Below are 17849 nucleotides of genomic sequence, written 5' to 3'. Positions count from 1 at the left end.
GTCACGGTCCCTTCCCCCATCAATGCCGCGCGGCTTGACTCATTGTTTAGCAAAGTAAACAATGCCGCGATGGAAGACGAAAATAAAGAACCCAACTGGGCGCACCTTTACTCGCTGGTCGTGCTGGGTGAGCTTGGCAGCTACACGGCCGCGGCCGTGCGCCTGGGCCTGAGCAAGGGGGCCATGAGCCAGCGCATCGCGGAGCTGGAGCGCAGCGCCGGGGTGCCGCTGGTGCAGCGGACTACCCGCAGCGTCCGGCTCACCGAAGCGGGCCAGCAACTCGCGGACACCACGCGCAACGCCTTCGCGGACATCGAGCGCAGCTTTGCAGGCGTGCGCGATCTTGCCGGCGAGCCGCGCGGCTTGCTGCGGGTCACGGCGCCAGTGGCGCTGGGCCGGCAGCAGATCGTCCCGCGCATCCCAGCCTTTCTGAAGGCCTATCCGGAGGTGCGGATCGAGATGGAGTTTTCCGACAAGTTCACCGCGCTGGCGCAGGAAGGCTTCGACCTGGCAATCCGGCATGCCTCGGTAGCGCCGGATACGCATATCGCCTGGACGCTATGCCGCACGAACACGGTGCTGGTGGCAACGCGCAGCTACCTGAAGCGCCATGGCTCGCCCGAATCCCCGGAGGAACTGGCCGCGCACGCCTGTCTGCATTACTTCCGGCGGGGCGAATCGCCCACCTGGAGCTTCGAGCCGCTGCGCGGCGCCGCCCCCCGGCGCAGCGTGGCCATCCACGGCAGCTTTGCCGCCAACAACAGCGAGGCCCTGCGCGAGGCGGCGCTGGGCGGTCTGGGCATCGCCCTGCTGCCGGACTTCACCGCCCAGGCGGACGTGGCCGCCGGCAGGCTGGTCAAGGTCCTGCCCAACTGGCGCCCGGCGGGGGCCTTTGGCGACCACCTGTTCGCCATCCGCCCTTACAGCCCCTACCTGCCGCGCGCCGTGCGCGTGTTTGTGGACTACCTGCGCGAGACGCTGAAGGATGGCTTCACGATGGGCTGAAGCCCTGCCTTACTGCAGGTTGCCCCAGCGCGGCACCGCCGGCTCCGCCGCCGCCCATTTCCAGCCGGTGGGCTGCCGGCAGGCGGTGGTCAGGAACCAGGCGCGCTGTTGCCTGGCGTCGTCGTCCACCGAGAACAGCGCCTCCCGGCATTCCGCCAGCGGCGTGCGGATGACGCGCACCACCCGCACCCAGCCATGCTCGTTGGCATAGGGCAAGGGGTGGCGGATTTCCCAGCGCTGCTGCGCATCGACCGGCATGGCGCCGATGGTGGCGGCGATGCTGTCCTGCTCCGCCTGCTGCCAGTTGCGCAAGACGTATTTGGCGCCGGCATCCGTGGCGGCGCTGACGCCGATGGCCACGCCGGCGGCCAGGGCCGGGTTGCCGGTGACCGCGCCGGTCGCCACGCCGGCCACCGCGCCGGTCAGGTCGCCGACCGACGAGCAGCCGGTGGCCAGGGCGGCCGCAAGCACGGGCACGATGACCCGCAACCGGTGCGGGCCGCTCATTGCAGCGCCCCCCACCGCTCGGTGGCCGGCTCCGCCGACGCCCACTTCCACGTCTGGCCGTCCCGGCAGATCGCCGCGATATAGAACGCGCTGGATTTCGCTTCGTCGTCCACCGAGAACACGATCTCCTTGCACTGCAGGGACTTGCCGCCGATCTCCCGGCTGACCGTGACCCGGCCATGCTCCGCAGGCTCGAGCGGCACGGCGTGATCGGTCCTCCAGTCCGCCACCGCATCCACCGCCAGCGGGCCGGCGGCCATGGCGATGCGGTCTTGCGCCGCCGCGTGGATTTTGCGTTGGCTGTACTGCAAGGCGGCCCTGGCGCCCGCTTGCACACCCAGGCCAATGCCGGTCGCCACCGCCGCGTTGTCGGTCAGCGCACCGGCAATGCTGGCGCCGGCAATGCCCGCACCGGCCGCCGTGCCCTCGCTCAGCAAGGAACTGCAGCCCGTGGCGGATAAGCAAAGGGCAATCGCGGCGGCAAGCGCGGCCGGGCCGCGCAGGCCGGTCCCGGGCCGCGCGCGGAGGGAATCAGGAGTCATCGTTGGGGGATGGAAAATCGGGGAAGGCTATGCCCGGCATGCCCGGCGCATTCGCAAATGCGGGCCAGCATACGCGCGCGCACTTGCGTCGCAAAGCGCAGAAATGTCAAAGATTGTAAGAACGACAGCGTGCGCTGGATGCATCCGGTGAGCGGCGCATCCACCCGGCGCGTCGCCAGCACCGAATCGTCTGCCTTTATACTGCGGCATGGCCTACGATCTCACAGACAAACTCGTCATCGGCATCTCGTCCCGGGCGTTGTTCGACCTCGAGCACGAGAACGGCATCTATCAATCCGAGGGGGTGGCGTCCTACTCCGCCTACCAGCGCCAGCATGAGGACGAACCCCTGCTGCCGGGCACGGCCTTTCCGCTGGTGCAGGCGCTGCTCGGACTCAATCACCTGATCCCGGACCGAAGGCTGGTCGAGGTCGTGGTGATCTCGCGCAATTCGCCGGACACCGGGCTGCGCGCGTTCAATGCCATCGAGACCCACCGGCTCGACATCACCCGCGCGGCATTCACCGGCGGCGAATCGATCTCGCGCTACCTGCAAGCCTTCAAGGTGGACCTGTTCCTCTCACGCGAGGCCACCGACGTGCAGGCCGCCATCGACGGCGGCGTGGCCGCGGCCCAGCTGTACGCCGCGCCCGCCGACTATCACGCCCCCGCCGGCCAGATCCGCATTGCCTTCGACGGCGATGCCGTGCTGTTCTCGCCGGAGTCCGAGCAGATCTTCAAGCAAAAAGGGCTGGAAGCCTTCGTCCGGCATGAGCAAAAACACCGCCACAAGGCCATGGCCGAAGGGCCGTTTGCCAAGCTGCTGCTCCGGCTGGCGGAGATCCAGTCGCACTTCCCGCCCGGGAAATGCCCGGTGCGCATCGCCATCGTGACGGCGCGCAACAGCCCGGCGCACACACGGGTGGTACATACCCTGCGCGCGTGGAACGTCAGCATCGATGAAGCCTTTTTCCTCGGCGGCTTGCCTAAGGATCAAGTGCTGCAGGCGTTCGGCGCGCATATGTTCTTCGACGACCAGGAAGGGCATGTGGAACTGGCGTCGGCGGTGGTGCCGTCGGGGCGGGTGCCATACAAAGGTGGCGAGCTGGGGGGCGGCAAACGCAGGCCCGCGCGCAAGCGCGCCAGGAACGACGACACCGATGCCGCCGGCCAGGCCGGCAACGCACCCATCTGCGGCGCATGAAGACCTTCGCCCTTTACCTCGTCACGGCCTGCGCGGAAATCCTGGGCTGCTATTTCCCCTACCTGTGGCTGCGCCAGGGGGCCAGCGTGTGGCTGCTGGTGCCAGGCGCGCTGTCGCTGGCGCTGTTCGCCTGGCTGCTGTCGCTGCACCCGGATGCTTCCGGGCGGGTTTATGCGGCCTATGGCGGCATTTATATTGCGGTGGCTATTCTGTGGCTCTGGCTGGTGGATGGGGTGAAGCCTAGCCACTGGGATCTGGCGGGGGTGGCGGTGGCGATTGCCGGGATGGCGATGATTGTTTTTCAGCCGCGTTGAAGCGGCGCGGAGCGTGATGGAGCGCTTGCGCTACGGCTAGCGCCCGCCCTCCCGATCCGCGCCCAGCCAGCCATTGCGCCCGCGCCGCTCAGGCCGCGACCCGCGCCGCCGCCCCGCGATACTGCGCCAGCAACGCCACCCGCCGCGCCGCCACCTTCTCCATATTGGCTTGCTTGACATGCCCGAAGCCGCGGATGTCGTCGGGCAAGCTCGCCAGCGCCACCGCCGTATCCAGCCGGTCCGCATTCAGCGTCGCGCCGAACTCCGCCGCCATCGCGATGTAGTCCTCGATCAGCTTGCGTTCCGCGCGTCGCTCGGCGGTCTTGCCGAACACGTCGAAGGCGGTGCCGCGCAAGCCCTTGGCGCGTGCCAGCAGACGGAAGGCGGTCAGCATGGCCGGGCCGAAGCGGCGCTTGACCAGGTGGCCATGCGAGTCCCGCTTTGCCAGCAGCGGGGGAGCCAGGTGGAAACTGAGCTGGTAGTCGCGGCCAGGTTCGCCTTCGAACTGCGCGCGCAGCTTGTCCAGGAAGGCGGGGTCGGCGTACAGGCGGGCGACTTCGTACTCGTCCTTGTAGGCCATCAGCTTGGCGAGGTTGCGCGCCACGGCTTCGGCGAGCGGCAAGCGCGGGTTGGCGCCCACGCGCTTCTCCGCAGCGCGCACGCTTTCGACTGCGGCGCGGTACCGGGCCGCGTACGCCGGGTTCTGGTAGGCCGTGAGCAGGGCTTCGCGCTGGCGGATGACGCTGTCGAGCGTCTCCGGCATGGCCACTACCTGGGCACGCGGCGTGGTCTGCAATTGCGCTGCGAGCGCAGCCTCGCCGTGATGCGCCAGATAGCGGCCCCAGTCGAAGGCCAGCAGGTTCTTCTCCACCGATACGCCGTTCAGCTCGATGGCGCGCACGAGGCTATCGCGCCGCAACGGGACCCAGCCCTTTTGCCAGGCAAAGCCCAGCAGCAGCGGGTTGGAGTAGATCGAATCGGCCAGCAGCTTCACGGCCCACGCATTGGCATCGATAAAGGCACAGGCGTCGCCGACACTGGCGCGCAGGTCCTGCTCGGCCGAGGCGCCCGGGAATTTCCAGTTCGGGTTCTTGATGAAGTCTGCGGTAGGCGTATTGGCACTGTTGATGGCGGCTGCCGTCACGTCGACCCGGGTCTTGGACAAGACCTCGGGCGAGGCGGAGACGATCGCGTCGCAGCCGATCACCAGCCGTGCCTCGCCGGTGGCGATGCGGGTGGCGTGCAGCGCGGCCGGGGTCGGGGCGATCTGCACATGGCTGATCACCGCGCCGCCCTTCTGCGCCAGGCCGGCCATGTCGAGCACGGTCACGCCCTTTTGCTCCAGGTGGGCAGCCATGCCAAGCAGGCCGCCGATGGTGACCACGCCGGTGCCGCCGACGCCCGTTACCAGCACGCCGTAGGGCCGCTCCAGCGTGGGGAGCGCCGGCTGCGGCAGCGCGCTGAAATCGGCGAGCGCGCCCTTGCCGCCCGCCGCGGCCGGCTTGCGCACTTGTGCGCCCTCAGCCGTGACAAAGCTCGGGCAGAAGCCGTTGACGCAGGAAAAGTCCTTGTTGCAGGAGGACTGGTTGATCTTGCGCTTGGTGCCCAGCGGCGTCTCCAGCGGCTCCACGGACAGGCAATTGGACTTGACCGAGCAATCGCCACAACCTTCGCAGACCGCGTCGTTGATGAACGCGCGCTTGGCAGGGTCGGCCATGGTGCCGCGCTTGCGGCGGCGGCGCTTTTCGGTGGCGCAGGTCTGGTCGTAGATCAGGATGGTGACGCCGGCGGTATCGCGCAGCTGGACCTGGATCTCATCGAGCTTGTCGCGGTGGTGCACGGTCACGCTGGCGGGCAGCATGCCGCCGTCGCCGTATTTCTCGGGCTCGTCGGTGACCACCACGATCTTGCTGGCGCCTTCGGCCAGCACCTGGTGAGCGATCTGCGGCACCGTCAGCACGCCGTCCACCGGCTGGCCGCCGGTCATCGCCACGGCGTCGTTGAACAGGATCTTGTAGGTGATATTGGCCTTGGCCGCGATGGACGCGCGGACCGCCAGCAGGCCCGAGTGGAAATAGGTGCCGTCGCCCAGGTTGACGAATACATGCTTCTCGCCGGTGAAATGCATCTGCCCGGTCCATGCCATGCCTTCGCCGCCCATCTGGCTGAAGGTGTCGGTATTGCGGTCCATCCACATCGCCATATAGTGGCAGCCGATGCCGGCCAGCGCGCGCGAGCCTTCGGGCACGCGGGTGGAGGTGTTATGCGGGCAGCCCGAGCAGAACCAGGGCTTGCGTTCCACCGAGATGCGCGGGCGCGCGGCTTCGCGCTCCTTGGCCTCGATCAGCGCCACGCGCGCGGCGATGCGCTCGCGCACGTCGGTGGGCAGGTCGCTCTTTTCCAGCCGGGTGGCGATGGCCTTGGCGATCAGCGCGGGCGATAGCTCGTAGTGCGCGGGCAGCAGCCAGTTGCCGCGCGGCAGCGACCATTCGCCGCCGTGGTTGCCACGCTCGTCGAACTTGCCGTAGACCTTGGGGCGCACGTCGTCGCGCCAGTTGTAGAGTTCTTCCTTGAGCGCGTATTCGAGGATCTGGCGCTTTTCTTCCACCACCAGGATCTCTTCCAGGCCGGTGGCGAACTCGCGCGCGTCGTGTGCGTCCAGGGGCCACACGCAGCCCACCTTGAACACGCGGATGCCGATACGGCGGCAGGTATCGTCGTCAAGGCCCAGGTCAGACAGCGCCTGGCGCACGTCGAGGTAGGCCTTGCCGGCGGTCATGATGCCAAAGCGCGCGTTGGGCGAATCCAGCACCACGCGGTTGAGCTTGTTGGCGCGGATATAGGCCAGCGCCGCATACCATTTATGGTCGAGCAGGCGGGCTTCCTGCGCCAGCGGCGGATCTGGCCAGCGGATATTGAGACCGCCCTCGGGCATGGCGAAGTCCTCCGGCAGCACGATCTGCACGCGATCCGGATCGACCTCCACCGAGGCGGTGGATTCCACCACGTCGGTCACGCATTTCATCGACACCCACAGGCCGGAGTAACGGCTCATGGCCCAGCCATGCAGGCCGTAGTCGAGGTATTCCTGCACATTGGACGGGTACAGCACCGGAATCCCGGAGGCCAGCAGCACGTGCTCGGACTGGTGCGCCACCGAGGACGACTTGGCGGCGTGGTCGTCGCCCGCCAGCAGCAGCACGCCGCCGTGCTTGGCGGAGCCGGCCGAGTTGGCGTGCTTGAGCACGTCGATGGAGCGGTCCACCCCCGGGCCCTTGCCGTACCACATCGAGAACACACCGTCGCGGGTCGCGTCCGGGAACAGGTTGACCTGCTGGGTGCCCCACACGGCGGTGGCGGCCAGGTCTTCGTTCACGCCGGGCTGGAACACCACGTCGCTGGCGGCCAGGTGTTTCTTGGCCTTCCACAGCGCCTGGTCCACGCCGCCCAGCGGGGAGCCGCGGTAGCCGGAGATAAAGCCCGCCGTATTCAGTCCGGCGGCAAGGTCGCGCGCCTTTTGCAGCATGGGCAGGCGCACCAGCGCCTGGGTGCCGCTAAGATACACGCGGCCTTTTTCCAGGGTGTATTTATCGTCAAGGGAAACCGACGCTAGCGCATCTTGCTGGGCTGAGGATAGGGGGGCATTCATCGATGCTGTCTCCGTGTGCTCTTGTGGGCTGTCACTGAGTGTAGGAAGGCTGGCCGATATCGTAAAATCATGAATTCAGAGAGCTGGTATCCGAAAATCGCATAGCGGAGTGGCATATGGCGAAAGAGCGGCATGGGAAGGAAGACGGCGGGCAGCGTATCGCCAAGGAAATCACCCTGCGGCAGTTCCGTTATTTCGCCGCGGCGGCGGAGACCGGCCAGTTCTCCATGGCCGCCACCGCCGAGCATGTGTCGCAATCGGCCATTACCAATGCCGTGCTGATGCTGGAGCAGCAGCTTGGCGTGCGCCTCTTTGACCGCCTGCCGCACGGCGTGGCCCTGACGGCGGAGGGTCACCGGCTGCATCAGCGCGCCCGGCAAATCCTGGACGCCGTGCAGGACACCCTGCGCGAGCCGCGCTTCCAGGCGCACAACCTGAGCGGCACGGTGCGCCTGGCGGCGTCCTACACGGTATTGGGCTACCTGCTGCCGGGCCTGCTGGCGCGGTTTCGCACCAACTACCCGGATATCGATTTCGACCTGCACGACATGGACCGTCCCGGCATCGAGCGCGCGGTGCTGGCCGGGGAGATCGAGCTTGGCATCGGGCTGCTGTCCAATATCGAGAAGCTGCAACGCTTTGCCCATCACACGCTGATCCGCTCGCGGCGCCAGCTATGGGCGTCGCCGTCGCATCCCCTGCTGGCGCTGCCCAGGCTGACGCTGAAGGACATCGCGGCGCATCCCTACATCCTGCTGACGGTGGATGAAGGCGAGCGCTCCACGCTGCGCTACTGGCGCAGCAAGCGGCTGGCGCCATCGATCGCGTTTCGCACCAGTTCGATGGAGGGGCTGCGCGGGCTGGTGGCGCACAGCTTTGGCGTGACCGTGCTGTCCGACATGGTGTACCGCCCGTGGTCGCTGGAAGGCAAGCAGATCGAGGCGCGGCCGATCGCCGAAGGCGTGCCGGACATGGAACTGGGGCTGCTGTGGCAACCGGGGCGCAAGCTGGACAAGCCAGCCGATGCGCTGCGGGAGTTCCTGATCCATGCCAGCGGCAGCTAGGCGGCAATCCCCTGTGCCAAGGCGCCACACGCTGCTCCAGATTGGTACACCTTGGCGCACCGCGGCACACTGGCGGCCGCCTGCATAGCCCCCTGCTTGCCAGGTTTTACGTGGTTTCGCCGTTCTCGCTGCGCCGTGTCCGCCAGGCACAGCTTTTGCGGATGGATGCTTGTGCGCGAACAACGCGGCACGACAGACATCACGAGACGGAGACAGACATGAACATGGCGGAAATCGCCCAGCTGGGCGTTGCGTATCCCTACAAGGAACAGTACGAAAACTATATCGGCGGCGCCTGGGTGGCCCCGGCCGATGGCCAGTACTTTGAAGCGATCTCGCCGGTCACCGGCAAGCCCTTCACGCGCGTGCCGCGCTCCAACCAGAAGGACGTGGACGCCGCGCTGGACGCCGCGCACCGCGCCAAGGGCGCCTGGGGCCGTACCTCCACCACCGAGCGCGCCAACATCCTGAACCGCATCGCCGATCGCATCGAGGCCAACCTGGTCACGCTGGCGGTGGCCGAGACCATCGACAACGGCAAGCCCATCCGCGAAACCACGGCGGCCGACCTGCCGCTGGCAGTGGACCATTTCCGCTACTTCGCCGGCTGCATCCGCGCGCAGGAAGGCGGCATTTCCGAAATCGACCACGACACCGTGGCCTATCACTTCCATGAGCCGCTGGGCGTGGTCGGCCAGATCATCCCGTGGAATTTCCCGCTCCTGATGGCCACGTGGAAGCTCGCGCCCGCGCTGGCCGCCGGCAACTGCGTGGTGCTCAAGCCCGCGGAGCAGACGCCGGCCTCGATCCTGGTGCTGATGGAAATCATCGGCGACCTGCTGCCGCCGGGTGTGCTCAATGTGATCAACGGCTTCGGGCTCGAGGCAGGCAAGCCGCTCGCCTCCAGCTCGCGCATCAGCAAGATCGCCTTTACCGGCGAGACCACCACCGGCCGGCTGATCATGCAGTACGCCTCGCAGAACCTGATCCCGGTCACGCTGGAACTAGGTGGCAAGTCGCCCAACATCTTCTTCGAGGACGTGTTGTCCGCCGACGACGCCTACTTCGACAAGGCGCTGGAAGGCTTCGCCATGTTCGCGCTGAACCAGGGCGAGGTCTGCACCTGCCCGTCGCGCGCGCTGATCCAGGAGTCGATCTACGAGCGCTTCATGGAGCGCGCGCTCAAGCGCGTGGCAGCGATCAAGCAAGGCCACCCGCTCGACAAGGCCACCATGATCGGCGCGCAGGCTTCGCAGGAGCAGCTTGAGAAGATCCTGTCGTATATCGACCTGGGCAAGCAGGAAGGCGCGCAATGCCTGATCGGCGGCGAGCGCAACGCGCTGGGTGGCGACCTTGCGAGCGGCTACTACGTCAAGCCCACGGTGTTCTCCGGCCATAACAAGATGCGCATCTTCCAGGAAGAGATCTTTGGCCCGGTGGTGTCGGTGACCACGTTCAAGGACGAGGAGGAAGCGCTGGAAATCGCCAATGACACGCTGTACGGACTAGGCGCCGGCGTATGGACGCGAGACGGCGCGCGCGCGTACCGCATGGGCCGCGGCATCCAGGCCGGCCGCGTGTGGACCAACTGCTATCACGCCTACCCGGCGCATGCGGCATTTGGCGGCTACAAGCAATCCGGCATCGGGCGCGAGAACCATCGCATGATGCTGGACCACTACCAGCAGACCAAGAACCTGCTGGTGAGCTACAGCCCGAACGCGCTCGGCTTCTTTTGATACAGCGCAAGAATGGGCGCTCGCGCCCATGACATGATCGGCATGGCGCCCGCCCCCCCGCCGGCTTACCGCCGCGCGGCGCGGGCGTCCTTGCCAACAGAATCAGGAGTCGAGATGACAGCGATGATGAAAGCCGCCGTGGTGCGCGAGTTCGGCGCCCCGCTCACGATCGATGAAGTGCCCGTGCCGCAGCCCGGGCGCGGCCAGATCCAGGTCAAGATTGAAGCTTCCGGCGTATGCCACACCGACCTGCATGCCGCCGAAGGCGACTGGCCCGTCAAGCCGACCCTGCCCTTTATTCCCGGCCACGAAGGCGTGGGCTATGTCTCGGCGGTAGGCGCGGGCGTGAGCCGCGTGAAGGAAGGCGATCGCGTCGGCGTGCCCTGGCTGTATAGCGCCTGCGGCTACTGCGAGCACTGCCTGCAAGGCTGGGAAACCCTGTGCGAGAAGCAGCAAAACACCGGTTACTCGGTCAACGGCGGCTATGGCGAATACGTGGTAGCCGATCCTAACTACGTGGGCCTGCTGCCGGACAGCGTGGGCTTCGTGGAGATCGCGCCGATCCTTTGCGCCGGCGTGACCGTCTACAAGGGCTTGAAAGTGACCGACACGCGGCCCGGCCAGTGGGTCGTGATCTCCGGCATCGGCGGGCTTGGCCATGTGGCGGTGCAATATGCACGCGCCATGGGGCTGCGCGTCGCGGCGGTGGATATCGACGACAAGAAGCTCGAACTCGCCCGCAAGCTCGGCGCCGAGGTCACGGTCAATGCGCGCACCACCGATCCCGTGGCGTTCCTGCAGAAGGAAATCGGCGGCGCGCACGGCGCGCTGGTGACGGCGGTATCGCCCAAGGCATTCGGCCAGGCGATCGGCATGGTCCGGCGGGGCGGCACAGTGGCGCTCAACGGCTTGCCGCCGGGAGACTTCCCCACCCCGATCTTCGACGTGGTGCTCAAGGGCATTACCATCCGCGGCTCCATCGTCGGCACCCGCAGCGACCTGCAGGAGTCGCTCGACTTCGCCGCGCATGGGGCTGTCAAGGCGACCGTGTCCACCGCGCCGCTGGAGAAGATCAACGAGATCTTCACGCGCATGCGCGCCGGCGATATCGAAGGCCGGGTCGTGATGGACTTTGCTGCTTGAGGTTTGCTATCTGAAGTTGCCATCTGAAGGCAAGGAGCCGCCCGATGCCCGCCCCCCAGTCACCTGACGCCGTGCAGCGCGTCGTCGCCACGCCTGCCGCGCTGGCACTGATCGAGCGTCTGCGCGCGCAGCACGGTGCGTTGATGTTCCACCAGTCGGGCGGCTGCTGCGACGGCAGCGCGCCGATGTGCTACCCGGACGGCGACCTGATCATTGGCGAGGCCGATGTCTGCCTCGGCGAGATCGGTGGCGCGAAGTTCTACATGACGCGTGCGCAGTTCGAGTACTGGCAGCACACGCGGCTGGTGATCGACGTGGTGCCCGGATCGGGCGGGATGTTTTCGCTGGAAGGGCCGACCGGGTTGCGGTTCCTGACGCGCTCCGAATTGTTCAGCGACGAAGAGGCGGCGCGGCTGGAGCGGGAGCCGGCGCCGTGAAGCGCCGGCATGACGTGAAACCTGCGCATTAGCCGCGCATTGGCCACGCTTTAGCCACGCTTTAATCGCCGGTAAATCGTATTGCGCGACAGGCCAAGCTCGCGCGCGGCCAGGCTGACATTGCCGCCGTGGCGCGCCAGCGCCTGGTGGATCATGGCGGCTTCCCGATCGCGCAAGCGCTCGGGGGTACCGGCGGACGTCACTGGCATCACCGGCGTTGGGGGCATGAAGGCTGGCGCGGCGTCCCTGTCCTGCGCGAACATTGGCTCGCGCTCAAAATCCTCCGGCAGATGCTCCACGCGAATCTCTTCTTCGCCTTCGGCCATGATGGCCGCCGTGCGCAGCACGTTGACCATCTGGCGCAGGTTGCCCGGCCAGGGATGGCGCTGAAAATGCGCCAGCACGTCCGCGGCAACGCGGGTTGGATGCGCGTCACCGTGCTCGCCATGCTCCGCCTGCGCGAGTTGCTGCGTCAGGATGCGCTGCACCAGCACCGGCAAGTCCGTGCGCTCGCGCAGCGCCGGCAGCGTCACCGATAGCGCATTGATGCGGTAGTACAGATCCTCGCGGAAGGTGCCTGCCGCGATCATGGCGCGCAGGTCGCGGTGGGTGGCGCAGATGATGCGCAAATCCACGGGAATCGCGTGGGCGCCGCCCAGCGGGGTCACCGCGCGCTCCTGCAGCACCCGCATCAGCCGCACCTGCTGCGCCAGCGGCATGTCGCCAATCTCGTCAAGGAACAAGGTGCCGCCGTGCGCCTGCACCAGCTTGCCCGGGCTGCCGCGCCGCCGCGCGCCGGTGAAGGCCCCGTCCTCGTAACCGAACAGCTCTGCCTCGATCAGGGACTCCGGGATCGACGCGCAATTCACGGCCACGAATGGCGCGGCGCCGCGTGGCGAATCGCGATGGATGGCGCGCGCCAGCCACTCCTTGCCGGTACCGGTGCGGCCCAGCACCAGGATGGGAATATCGCGTCCGCGCACCTTGTCGACCCGCTGCAGCACGGCGGCCATGCGGGCGTCCCCGGTATCGAGAGCGGCCAGCGCCGAGGTGGTTGCCGATTTGGGTGCACGCGCGGCCTGCGCGCGGCGCGGCGGCGCGAGCAGCGACATCCGCGCGAACACCAGCACACGGCTTGGCAGGGTCAGCGTCAGCAACTGGCCCGACGCATCGACGCCCTGCTTGAGCGCGGTGCCCAGCGGCATGCCGAACAAGGCGGCAAAACTCTGGTGGTTCAGCGTATCGGGCGACATGCCGAGCTGGAATAGCCCGCTGCGATTGGCCGCCAGGAAGGTCCCATCGGCCGAGAACGCCGCCATGCCTTCGAACAGCGTGCCGACGAACTCCGGCCGCGCGTGAAAGCGCACCAGCGCGGCATCGGTGAAATGCGTGGCGAACAGATGGTTCTCGATCATCTGCGCCGACATGCGCACCAGCGCCATGGTGTGCTTGTGGAAGCCGCGATGATCGCCGCTGACGTCGAGCGCCCCCAGCACCTGGCCAAACGGCCCGGAGATCGGCACGCAAGAACAAGTCAGCGTGCGGTTGGCACGCAGGAAATGCTCGTCGGCGTGGACCACCGCGGGCTGGGCCTCGGCCAGCGCCGTGCCGATGGCGTTGGTGCCCTTGCTCGACTCCGCCCACGAGACACCCGGCGCCAAGGCCACGCGCCTGGCCCGGTCGGCAAAATCGCCGTCACCCAGGCTGTGCAGGATCACGCCGCCGCTGTCGGTCAGCAGCACCATGCTCTCGGTATTGGCGATCTGCGCGTGCAGGGTTTCCATGACCGGCAGCGCGTGCTTGTACAGCATCTGGTTGGCGTCGACCAGTTCGTGCAGCGCGCGCGTGCCCAGCGTTTGATAGTCCGCCGCATGGGTGGCTTCGAGGCCGAAACTGGTGGAGCGCGCGTGCGCGCGGGCAATCAGGATGCGGCGCTCCGGATCGGCGTCCGGCGTTGCGGCGCGGCTGGCAAGCGTGCTGCTCATGGCGGCAGGTCTCCTGTTCTGGATCCCGGCGTGGCCGGGTCAGGCCGTCTTTCGTGCCGGCCCGTCTGGCGGCATGGCGACCTTGCCGCCAAACCTTATCACATGCCGGCCGCGCAACGCGCACGCCCCACCCGGAAGTCGGGTGTAAAGTACATGTTTGCCGCACGCGCGCTGCGCGCCCGGCCTCTGCCGTTTCACTCCCTCGGAAGGCGCACGATGAGCATTGTGATAGATCGCTTCGACCATATCGTCCTGAATGTGAAGGACGTCGAGACCAGCGCGGCGTGGTACGAGAGCGTGCTGGGCATGCAGCGCGAGGACTTCGAATCGCGCACCGGCAAGCGGGTCTCGGTGCGCTTTGGCCAGCAGAAGATCAACCTGCGCCCGATCGATACGGACACCGTGGCGTGGTTCACCGGCGTTCACCCGACCACCGGCAGCGACGATCTCTGCTTTATCACCCACAACACGCTGGAGAGCGTGATCGCGCACTGGATTGCGCACCATGTGCCGATCGAGGCAGGACCGGCGGCGCGCACCGGCGCGCTCGGCCCGATGACCTCGGTCTATTGCCGGGACCCGGACGGGAACCTGATCGAAGTGGCGGCCTATCCAGCACACTGAGTGAGCGCCGCAAGCGGCGCCCACCGGAATCAACGCTTGCCGTCGAGCAGGTCGTTCAGCACGTCGTCAAATGCTGCTTGCGCATCTTCCAGCGCCTGCAGCGACGCATCGAAGGTCTGCAGCGCCATCTTTGACGGCTTGCCGCTGCCCTGCGGCGCAAACTGCCCCTGCAGCGCGGTAAAGGCCACCTGCACCTGGCGGGTGGCGTTGACGACACGCTCCATCGCCTGGGCTTCTTCCGCGCGGTTATCTAGGTCGTTTTGCTGGTCTTTCTGGTCGTTTTGTTCGGTCATGCCCTTGGCTCCGTGCGCGGCCGCACCGGCCGCCATTGATGTGAAGCGTATCGTACAAGAATCGGACAAGAACTTGCGCACGGGTTGCCCGGTCGAATGCCGTGCCCCCCCGTAAAATGATCCGGGAGACGCCGGGAAACACCAGGAAGCGCCAGGAAACGCCAGGAAACGCCCCCACGCATTGTGCTGTAAAGCCAGGCAGAACAAACCCTCCGAACCCATGCCACCCCATTCACGCAAGGCCCTCGCCGCCGTCCTGCTGACCGCAGGCGGCTTCACCTGCTACTGGACCTACCTCACGCTGAACCAGGACAGGCTGCTGTTCGACGCTCGCCGCCGCCCGCCGCGGGACCTGCCCGAGGGCATTTCCGCTTACTCGCACGAAGTGCCGGGCGGTTTCCTGCGCGGCTATGTCTACGGCGCCCAAGGCGTCCAGGACGCGGAAACCGGGGAAACCGTGCGGAACGCACAAACCGCGCGCGACCTGCTGTTCTACCTGCCAGGGCGCGGCGAGGATGTACTGGACACCATGCAATACCTGGCCTGGCTGCCGCCGGGCGTGGGCTTTGCCACCATGGACTACCGCGGACTGGGCCACTCGGACGGCCAGCCCTCCGAAGCAGCCGCCGTGGCGGACGCCAGCCAGTTCCTGCTGCACCTGCGCCGCATGTTCCCCGGCACGCGCGTGCATGTGGTCGGCCGCAGCCTCGGCACCGGCGTAGCCATCCAGCTGGCGGACCTGCAGGATTTCGAGAGCCTGCAGCTGATCACGCCTTACGACTCCTTGCTGGAGATCGTGCGCAAGCGCTTCCCGCTGGTGCCGCTGCGGCAACTGATGCGCCATCACTTCGACTCGATCTCCCACTGCAAGAAGGTGGTGCAGAGCACCAAGGTGCTGCTGGCCGAGGTCGACGAGGTGGTGCCCCACGAATGCTCGGAGCGCCTGATCGCGGCCTGGCCCGGCCACGTAGCGCAGCAGATGATGGCGGGCACCAACCATTTCACCATCATCGAGCAGCCCGAGACCTGGCGCGCGCTGGCGGAGTTCGCACAGCAGGTGGGCCGGCCCGGCGCCCGGCCGGTTGCGCCGGAAGTGCCCCGGGCCGATGGCGTGGAGCCGGCAGCGGCGCAAGCCCCGGATGGCATGCCCGGCTTCCCCATCTTCGCCCCAAGGTAGAATGCGCGCATGAAAAGAGTCGTTGTAAAGGCAGCAAGCGTCACTCTGGCGCTGGCTGCAGCCTCCACCCTGTTAGTTGGGTTCGCCGCCGTGGTGAGCCTTCGTCAACTCCCCGCCGTCGATGCGCTGCGGGACTACCGCCCCGACCTGCCGCTGCGGATCTTTACCAGCGACAACGTGCTGATTGGCGAGTTCGGCAACGAGCACCGCGAATTCGTCCCGCTGGAGCGCATGCCCAAGCAGATGTCCAACGCGCTGCTGGCGGCGGAAGACGATCAGTTCTACCAGCACGCCGGCGTGGACGTCCCCGGGATCTTCCGCGCCGCGCTCGCCAATATCGGCGAGGGCTACGCCCAGGGCGCCTCCACCATCACCATGCAGGTGGCGCGCAACTTCTATCTGTCGCGCGAGAAAACGCTCTCGCGCAAATGGTATGAAATCCTGCTGGCCTGGAAGATCGATCGCTCCCTGCCGAAAGACCGCATCCTCGAGCTGTACATGAACCAGGTCTACCTGGGCGAGCATGCCTATGGCTTTGGCAGCGCGGCGCAGGCGTACTTCGGCAAGCCGCTGGATGCGCTGTCGCTGGCGGAAACCGCGATGCTGGCCGGCCTGCCCAAGGCGCCGTCGACCATGAATCCCGTGGTCAATTTCCCGCGCGCCAAGCTGCGCCAGCAATATGTGCTGGGGCGCATGCAGGCGCTCGGCATGATCTCGCACCAGCAATACCAGGCGGCCCGCGCGGAAACGCTGAAGGTGGCCGGCTCGCATAACGGCCGCTTTGACGGGCACGCCGAGTACGTGGCGGAGCTGGCCCGCCAGCTCGCCTACGACCGCTTTGGCGAGGCCGCCTATACCCGCGGCCTCAATGTCTACACCACGGTATCGTCGGTGCGGCAAAGCCTGGCCTACGAGGCCGTGCACGCGGGCCTGGACCAGTATGGCAAGCGCCATGGCCAGCAAGCAGCGCCGCAGGCCGCGCTGGTCTCGCTGGACAGCAAATCGGGCGCCATCGAAGCCATGATCGGCGGCGCGGACTTTGCCACCAGCCGCTTCAACCATGCCACGCAGGCGCTGCGCCAACCGGGCTCGACGTTCAAGCCGTTCATCTATTCCGCCGCGCTCGAGCGCGGCGTGTCGGCCACCACGCTGATCAACGATGCGCCGCTGGATGCCTCGTCGCGCTGGCAGCCGGGCAACGACGATGGCCGCTTCCTGGGTGCCGTGAGCGTGCGCCAGGCGCTGGCGGAGTCGCGCAACCTGCCTGCCATCCGGACCTTGCAGACGATCGGCATTCCCTATGCGGTTGACTATGCGGGCAAGTTCGGCTTCTCCGAGCAGCGCCTGCCGCGCTACCTGCCGATGGCCCTGGGCACCGGCACCACCACGCCGCTGCGGCTGGCCGCCGCCTATGGCGTCTTCGCCAGCGAAGGCTATCGCACCGAGCCCTACCTGATCGAGCGCATCAGCGACGGCGCGGGCAACGTGCTGTTTACCGCCGACAGCGAACCCCAGCCACACCGCGTGATTCCCGAGCGCAATGCCTATGTGATGAACAGCCTGCTGCGCAGCGTGGTGACCAGCGGCACCGGCGCAGGCCTGCAACGCTACCTGCGGCGCGCGGACGTGGCAGGCAAGACCGGCACCACCAACGATTCGGTCGATGGCTGGTTTGCCGGCTACGCGTCTGGCATCGTCACGGTGGCGTGGATGGGGTTCGACGACAACCGCAGCCTGGGCCGGCACGAGTTCGGCGCCACCACGGCCCTGCCGATCTGGGCCAGCTATATGGAAGGCCGCCTGGCGGGCCAGCCCGAGGCGGAATTCGTTGCGCCCAAGAACCTCGTGCGCAACGGCGACGACTGGGTCTACCCGGAATACGCCGACGGCAGCCACGGCATTGCCGCGCTTGGCTTCCCGTCCGCGCCGGCGGGCGCCGATCCGGGGGCGGCGACGGCACTGACCGACACTAGCGGCGGTGGTGGCACTAGCGGCACTAGCGGCACTACCGCCGCGACCAGTGCAACCAGTGCGACCGGCGTGACAAGCACCGCGGGCACCACCGGCGGCGCCGAGTCCGTCAGAGCGCTGAGCCCAGCCCCGGCCGGGGTGCCGCCCCGCGCGTCGCAGCCCACAACCTGAACCACCACCCGCCACAAGCAAGGC

General features: G+C 67.2%; 15 protein-coding genes. 10 read left to right on the top strand and 5 right to left on the bottom strand.

All coding sequences use genetic code 11. The features are described from left to right. Window positions 1-69: 69 nt before the first annotated feature. Window positions 70-1005 (top strand): LysR family transcriptional regulator, encoded by a 936-nt coding sequence (locus AC1Q7Q_RS23390; RefSeq protein WP_492371777.1) that lies wholly within the window; start codon window positions 70-72, stop codon window positions 1003-1005. A 9-nt stretch (window positions 1006-1014) separates the two neighbouring features. On the opposite strand, the gene AC1Q7Q_RS23385 is transcribed toward AC1Q7Q_RS23390, so the two are convergent. Both AC1Q7Q_RS23385 and AC1Q7Q_RS23380 read right to left on the bottom strand, forming a co-directional pair. Continuing rightward, a complete protein-coding gene (locus AC1Q7Q_RS23385; protein WP_183036963.1) occupies window positions 1015-1512 on the bottom strand; it encodes a flagellin family protein in 498 nt (165 codons plus the stop codon). Continuing rightward, a complete protein-coding gene (locus AC1Q7Q_RS23380) occupies window positions 1509-2054 on the bottom strand; it encodes a hypothetical protein (protein WP_492371778.1) in 546 nt (181 codons plus the stop codon). The genes AC1Q7Q_RS23385 and AC1Q7Q_RS23380 overlap by 4 nt, the downstream gene beginning before the upstream one ends. 208 nt (window positions 2055-2262) lie before the next feature. On the opposite strand from AC1Q7Q_RS23380, the gene AC1Q7Q_RS23375 reads away from it, so the two are divergent. Further along, complete coding sequence (locus AC1Q7Q_RS23375) at window positions 2263-3258, top strand: 5'-nucleotidase (RefSeq protein ID WP_492371779.1); 996 nt, start codon at window positions 2263-2265, stop codon at window positions 3256-3258. Then, a complete protein-coding gene (locus tag AC1Q7Q_RS23370) occupies window positions 3255-3572 on the top strand; it encodes a YnfA family protein (RefSeq protein WP_492371780.1) in 318 nt (105 codons plus the stop codon). The genes AC1Q7Q_RS23375 and AC1Q7Q_RS23370 overlap by 4 nt, the downstream gene beginning before the upstream one ends. A gap of 88 nt (window positions 3573-3660) precedes the next feature. On the opposite strand, the gene AC1Q7Q_RS23365 is transcribed toward AC1Q7Q_RS23370, so the two are convergent. Continuing rightward, window positions 3661-7221 (bottom strand): indolepyruvate ferredoxin oxidoreductase family protein, encoded by a 3561-nt coding sequence (locus tag AC1Q7Q_RS23365; protein ID WP_492371781.1) that lies wholly within the window; start codon window positions 7219-7221, stop codon window positions 3661-3663. Between the two features lie 116 nt (window positions 7222-7337). Here AC1Q7Q_RS23365 and AC1Q7Q_RS23360 point away from each other — a divergent pair, with 116 nt between their 5' ends. The 4 genes from AC1Q7Q_RS23360 to AC1Q7Q_RS23345 all read left to right on the top strand — a co-directional run bounded on the left by AC1Q7Q_RS23360 (window position 7338) and on the right by AC1Q7Q_RS23345 (window position 11604). Further along, complete coding sequence (locus tag AC1Q7Q_RS23360) at window positions 7338-8285, top strand: LysR family transcriptional regulator (RefSeq protein WP_492371782.1); 948 nt, start codon at window positions 7338-7340, stop codon at window positions 8283-8285. Between the two features lie 218 nt (window positions 8286-8503). Beyond that, window positions 8504-10024 carry an aldehyde dehydrogenase gene (adh, locus tag AC1Q7Q_RS23355; RefSeq protein WP_492371783.1) on the top strand — a complete coding sequence of 507 codons (1521 nt, stop codon included), beginning with the start codon at window positions 8504-8506 and terminating at the stop codon, window positions 10022-10024. 114 nt (window positions 10025-10138) lie between these two features. Continuing rightward, window positions 10139-11167: an alcohol dehydrogenase AdhP gene (gene adhP, locus AC1Q7Q_RS23350; RefSeq protein WP_174424598.1), complete on the top strand. Its 1029-nt coding sequence runs from the start codon at window positions 10139-10141 to the stop codon at window positions 11165-11167. A 44-nt stretch (window positions 11168-11211) separates the two neighbouring features. Then, window positions 11212-11604, top strand: coding sequence for a DUF779 domain-containing protein (locus AC1Q7Q_RS23345; RefSeq protein WP_150985023.1), 393 nt, complete (start codon window positions 11212-11214; stop codon window positions 11602-11604). Window positions 11605-11654: 50 nt separating this feature from the next. On the opposite strand, the gene AC1Q7Q_RS23340 is transcribed toward AC1Q7Q_RS23345, so the two are convergent. Further along, window positions 11655-13589 (bottom strand): sigma-54-dependent Fis family transcriptional regulator, encoded by a 1935-nt coding sequence (locus AC1Q7Q_RS23340; RefSeq protein WP_492371784.1) that lies wholly within the window; start codon window positions 13587-13589, stop codon window positions 11655-11657. 216 nt (window positions 13590-13805) lie between these two features. Here AC1Q7Q_RS23340 and AC1Q7Q_RS23335 point away from each other — a divergent pair, with 216 nt between their 5' ends. Continuing rightward, entirely contained in the window at window positions 13806-14213 is a 408-nt protein-coding gene (locus AC1Q7Q_RS23335; protein WP_150985022.1) for a VOC family protein, read from the top strand. 29 nt (window positions 14214-14242) lie between these two features. Here the strand turns inward: AC1Q7Q_RS23335 and AC1Q7Q_RS23330 are convergent, their stop codons facing one another. Next, on the bottom strand, window positions 14243-14506 hold the full coding sequence (locus tag AC1Q7Q_RS23330; RefSeq protein ID WP_492371785.1) for a hypothetical protein: 264 nt from the start codon (window positions 14504-14506) through the stop codon (window positions 14243-14245). A 220-nt stretch (window positions 14507-14726) separates the two neighbouring features. Here AC1Q7Q_RS23330 and AC1Q7Q_RS23325 point away from each other — a divergent pair, with 220 nt between their 5' ends. Both AC1Q7Q_RS23325 and AC1Q7Q_RS23320 read left to right on the top strand, forming a co-directional pair. Next, window positions 14727-15683, top strand: coding sequence for an alpha/beta hydrolase (locus tag AC1Q7Q_RS23325; RefSeq protein WP_492371786.1), 957 nt, complete (start codon window positions 14727-14729; stop codon window positions 15681-15683). A 9-nt stretch (window positions 15684-15692) separates the two neighbouring features. Beyond that, window positions 15693-17825 (top strand): penicillin-binding protein 1A, encoded by a 2133-nt coding sequence (locus AC1Q7Q_RS23320; protein WP_492371787.1) that lies wholly within the window; start codon window positions 15693-15695, stop codon window positions 17823-17825. Window positions 17826-17849: the final 24 nt, after the last annotated feature.

The sequence above is a fragment of the Cupriavidus sp. GW823-FHT07A04 genome (genome assembly GCF_058794615.1).
The sequence above is the reverse complement of the archived record's forward strand: the minus strand, read 5'-3'. Positions and strand labels throughout refer to the sequence as shown.